Genomic DNA, 4,994 nt, shown 5'->3' on the forward strand with positions numbered 1-4,994 from the left:
AATGAGAAAATATAAGTACATAATAATTTCTGTAGCTGTGGTTATAACTAGTCTATTAATACTTAAAGTAAGAAATATTTGATATTATTAAAATAAGATATATGTTATTCTAATAATAGAATTAGATGTTAAGGGTGATAAAATTAATGGCGAAAATTAGAACGAAATACGTATGTCAGTCATGTGGTTATGAGACGAGTAAATGGATGGGTAAATGCCCAGAATGTATGAAATGGAATTCATTTGTAGAAGAAATAGAAGAAAAAAAAACTAAAAAGGAAGTTTTTATAATAGATAAATCAAGCTCACAGCCAGTGAGCATAAATTCAATAGTTGCTGTAAAAGAAGAAAGATTTACAACAGATATAGAAGAATTAGATAGAGTTTTAGGTGGAGGAATTGTAAAAGGGTCATTGGTTTTAGTCGGTGGTGATCCTGGGATAGGAAAGTCTACACTTTTAATGCAAGTATCTAGCAAAGTTGCAAATACTAATAAAAAGGTATTATATATATCTGGTGAGGAATCTGAATCTCAAATAAAAATGAGAGCAAGTAGATTAGGTGTTAATTCACAAAATTTATATATTTTTGCTGAAAATAATCTGAGTATAATAGAAGCTCATTTAGAAAAAATAAATCCAGATTTAATTATAGTTGATTCAATTCAAACTGTATATTCTCCAGAGATATCTTCAGCTCCAGGTACTGTTAGTCAAATCAAAGAGGGAACTTCAAAATTCATGAAAATATCTAAAAAAATGGGTATATCAACATTTATCGTTGGTCATGTTACAAAAGAGGGTGCTCTTGCAGGACCTAAATTATTAGAACATATGGTAGATACAGTATTATATTTTGAGGGAGAAAGATACAACTCTTATAGATTAGTTAGAGCCGTAAAAAATAGATTTGGTTCTACTAATGAATTAGGAGTATTTGAAATGAAGGATATAGGTTTAGTTGAATTAAAAAATCCTTCACAAGTTTTGATTTCGGAAAAACCAAAAGATGTTTCTGGTTCCGTAATCATATCAACAGTTGAGGGGACTAGACCAATGTTATTAGAATTACAGGCTTTAGTAGCGCCTACTAACTTCGGTATGGCAAGAAGAACATCTACGGGGGTAGATTTTAACAGAGTAGCCTTATTATTAGCAGTTTTAGAAAAGAGAATTGGTTTACAAATTCAAAACCAAGATGTATATATAAATGTCGTTGGGGGAATCAAAATAAACGAGCCATCAATAGATTTAGGGATAGTTATTGCTGTTGCTTCAAGTTTTAGAAATATACCTATAGCATCAGACATAGTTGTTACAGGAGAGGTTGGTTTAACTGGAGAAATAAGAGCTGTAAGTTATATCGAAAAAAGAATAGCAGAATGTAAAAAACTAGGATTCAAAAAAATAGTGATACCTAGAAATAATTATGAAGTAGTAAAAGATGTAAAAGGCATAGAGATAATACCAGTTGACAATCTTAGACAAGCGATAAATATAGTGCTAAGGGGGTAATAATTATTATGGATAATATAATTAATAACGAAGGTTTATTGCATGCTTTAAAAATGATATCTCCAGGGACCCCACTAAGAAAAGGTCTAGAAAATGTATTAAGAGCAAAAACAGGTGGGCTTATAGTTCTAGATTCAAATGAAGAGGTTATGAAAATTGTTGATGGTGGATTTAGGATAAATGCCGAATATTCACCAGCATATTTATATGAACTCGCAAAAATGGATGGGGCTATAGTACTTAGTGAAGACTCTAAGAGAATATTATTAGCAAATACACAATTAATACCAAACTACAATATACCTACAACAGAAACTGGGACTAGACATAGAACAGCAGAAAGAGTTGCAAAACAAACAGGAGCAATTGTAATTTCAATTTCACAAAGAAGAAATGTCATCACAGTTTATAGGGGAGATCAAAAATACGTTGTTGAAGAAATTGCAGAAGTGTTTTCTAAAGCAAACCAAGCTTTACAAACTTTACAAAAATATAAAGATGTATTAGATACATCTATTTATAACTTAAATTCACTTGAATTTAGTGATTTAGCCACAATTTATGATGTAATAGTTGTGGTTCAAAGTATGGAGAGAGTATTGAGAGTTGCACAAATAATAGAAGGGTACTTAGTTAACCTAGGTGAAGAAGGATATCTAGTAAGAATGCAGCTAGAAGAATTATTAGGTGGAACTGAAAAAAACCGACTTCTATTATTAAAAGACTACAAAAGAGAAAATATAGATTTAAACGAATGTAGTAGAAAAATTAGAAATTTATCAGAAGAAGATTTATTAAACAAGGTCAAAATTGCTAAAGTTTTAGGATATAGTGGAATTTCTGAAGATATGGACTTACAAGTTCAAACTAAAGGATATAGAATTCTAAACAAAGTACACAGACTACCAGTATCAATCATAGAAAACTTAGTAAATTATTTTGGAAACTTCCAAGAGATTTTACAAGCATCTATAGAAGAATTAGATGAAGTTGAAGGAATAGGCGAAATAAGAGCCACGTATATTAGAAATGGACTTATAAAATTAAAAGTAGTATTAGGAAATGGTCATATATAGTTAACATGATCAAGGTATTATAAAATTAAAATCAAAGGAGCAGAAAATTTAAGGGGGTGACACTTTGATAAGCAAAATAATTAGAATAATAATAGGATTATTAGGAGCTGCATTTGGAACCGCAGTGTATATAACTTTAGTTGAACTTTTACCAGGATTATTTACAAATGTGAATAATTATAAATATATAATAGCTATAGGAGCTGCATTAGCATTTGGTATTATTTTTTATATTATATCACCATGGATATTATCGAAAGTGAGAGAGGGTGTAAAACTTCTAGACAAGGAGATATCTAAATACCCACAATCTGATATATTATTGGGAACAATCGGTCTTATAGTTGGATTAGTAATAGCTTATTTAATAGTTAGTGGAATAGGTACATTTGTGAATATACCTATAATTACTGCAATAGTAGGTATATTAGTATATTTATTTATGGGATATATAGGTATCAGAATTGCTTTAAAAAGTAGAGATGATTTATTTAATATTAATAAATTAAGCAGGCTTACAACATCTTTAAATAAAGAAAAACAATCTAAAAAAGAGACAATAGTAAAGAAAATACCACCTAAGGTTTTAGATACAAGCGTAATAATTGACGGTAGAATAGCTGACATATGTAAAACTGGGTTTATTGAAGGAAAATTAGTTATACCAAGATTCGTATTAAACGAACTACAACATATAGCTGATTCATCTGATGATTTAAAAAGAGTTAGAGGAAGAAGAGGTCTTGATATACTAAATTCAATTCAAAAAGAACTTGATATAGAAGTTGAAATAAGCGATAAAGATTTTGAAGATATACCAGAAGTAGACAGCAAACTTCTAAAATTAGCAGAAACTATAGGAGGAAAGGTCGTTACAAATGATTTTAACCTTAATAAAGTCGCTCAATTCCAAGGAGTAGAAGTCCTAAACATTAACGAATTGGCTAATGCAGTAAAACCAGTTGCTATACCTGGAGAGCATATGATGGCACAAGTCGTTAAAGAAGGTAAGGAACAAAATCAAGGAATAGCTTATTTAGATGATGGAACAATGATAGTAGTAGATGGAGGAAGAAAATATATAGGTGAAACTATAAATGTATTAGTTACATCTGTACTTCAAACTCCAGCAGGAAGAATGATTTTTGGAAAGCCTAAGAACTAAATTTAATATAATGTTTCGAAAGTAAAAACGTGGCTAATTAGAATAAAAGAGAGACATAAGGTCTCTCTTTTATTATTACTATAAAATTCCAAAAAAATATTGCATAAATATACAAATGAATTAAAATTAAATAAAGAGCAGATTAAGGGGGATAAATATGAAATATAAAACTAAAGTAACGGCAATTGGGGCAATGGTGCAAGAACTTGCAGAAGACGGAAATCTAATAATACTTTTTAATGATGATATAAATGATTCGGATTTAAAAGATATATCTGTTTCACATGAAGTTGGGGTATTAAATGAAGATATATTTGTTGGGGACAAATTAACTATAGGGGATAAGATTTTTGATGTAACATCTGTTGGAAATATAGCAACTAAAACATTAAAAGATTTAGGACATTGCACATTAAAATTTGATGGAGATATTAAATCTAACTTACCAGGTGAGATACATGTAAGAGGGTTAGTACCAGAAATAAAAGTTGGAGATATAATATCTTTTGAATAAGAAAAAGTATATGTATTATAAATAAAATTAATAAAATTATGCATTAGAGGAAACCTTGGTAGTAATATAGAATAACTATTCAGGTTTCCTTTTAATATTTAGGATTAGTTTTAATGTTTATTGTAAATTTAATAATTATATGGAAAACGATACCATTAAGCTAAAACCTATTGATTTATAATTAAAATAAAGGCACAATAATAAAAAGGGGAATTTTTATTATTTAAGATAAGAATTTTATTAATGGGGGTAAATAAATGAATAAATATAAATCTATTATTATAAAGAGAGGTCCAAAAGGTTGGGGTGGTCCGTTAACAATTGTTCCAACCCAAGTGAAAAATAAAATATTAGTTGTTACAACAGATGGATTTCCACCGTTGGCTAAATATATAGCTAACTTAACAGGGTGTGAATTAATAGATGGATTTAAGATAATGGTACCGGAAGAAGAAGTTGTACTAGCTATAATAGATTGCGGAGGCATTGCTAGATGTGGGATTTATCCCAAAAATGGTATACCAACTATGAATTTAAATTCAACAGGAAAAAGTGGACCATTATCTAATTTTATAACAGAAGAATTATATGTATCTGATGTAAAAGAAAATACTATTTTTCTTTATAATATAGAATAAAATATTTATCATTTTTATTATAAATGTAAAAAATTCATTTAAAATTGATGATATTAGTATTTAATAAAAAAGAAAATACAAATTTAT

The 4,994-nt window shown here is 28.8% G+C and carries 5 protein-coding genes; all 5 read left to right on the plus strand.

Translation table 11 applies throughout. From position 1 onward, the window contains the following. The first annotated feature begins 146 nt into the window (after window positions 1–146). The 5 genes from radA (at window position 147) to I4U58_RS12590 (ending at window position 4,907) form a co-directional block, all read left to right on the plus strand. Window positions 147–1,514, plus strand: a complete 1,368-nt coding sequence (gene radA, locus I4U58_RS12570) for a DNA repair protein RadA (protein ID WP_195931686.1) — start codon at window positions 147–149, stop codon at window positions 1,512–1,514. Window positions 1,515–1,522: 8 nt separating this feature from the next. Continuing rightward, a complete protein-coding gene (gene disA / locus I4U58_RS12575; protein ID WP_195931687.1) occupies window positions 1,523–2,590 on the plus strand; it encodes a DNA integrity scanning diadenylate cyclase DisA in 1,068 nt (355 codons plus the stop codon). A gap of 64 nt (window positions 2,591–2,654) precedes the next feature. Beyond that, the gene (locus I4U58_RS12580) at window positions 2,655–3,755 is read left to right on the plus strand and encodes a PIN/TRAM domain-containing protein (protein WP_195931688.1); all 1,101 of its coding nucleotides are present in this window, start codon (window positions 2,655–2,657) and stop codon (window positions 3,753–3,755) included. 157 nt (window positions 3,756–3,912) lie between these two features. Next, window positions 3,913–4,269: a PTS glucitol/sorbitol transporter subunit IIA gene (locus I4U58_RS12585; protein ID WP_195931689.1), complete on the plus strand. Its 357-nt coding sequence runs from the start codon at window positions 3,913–3,915 to the stop codon at window positions 4,267–4,269. A 257-nt stretch (window positions 4,270–4,526) separates the two neighbouring features. Then, on the plus strand, window positions 4,527–4,907 hold the full coding sequence (locus I4U58_RS12590; protein WP_195931690.1) for a hypothetical protein: 381 nt from the start codon (window positions 4,527–4,529) through the stop codon (window positions 4,905–4,907). Window positions 4,908–4,994 lie beyond the last annotated feature (87 nt).

It is taken from the genome of Clostridium sp. 1001270J_160509_D11 (genome assembly GCF_015667935.1).
Classification (GTDB): domain Bacteria; phylum Bacillota; class Clostridia; order Peptostreptococcales; family Peptostreptococcaceae; genus Intestinibacter.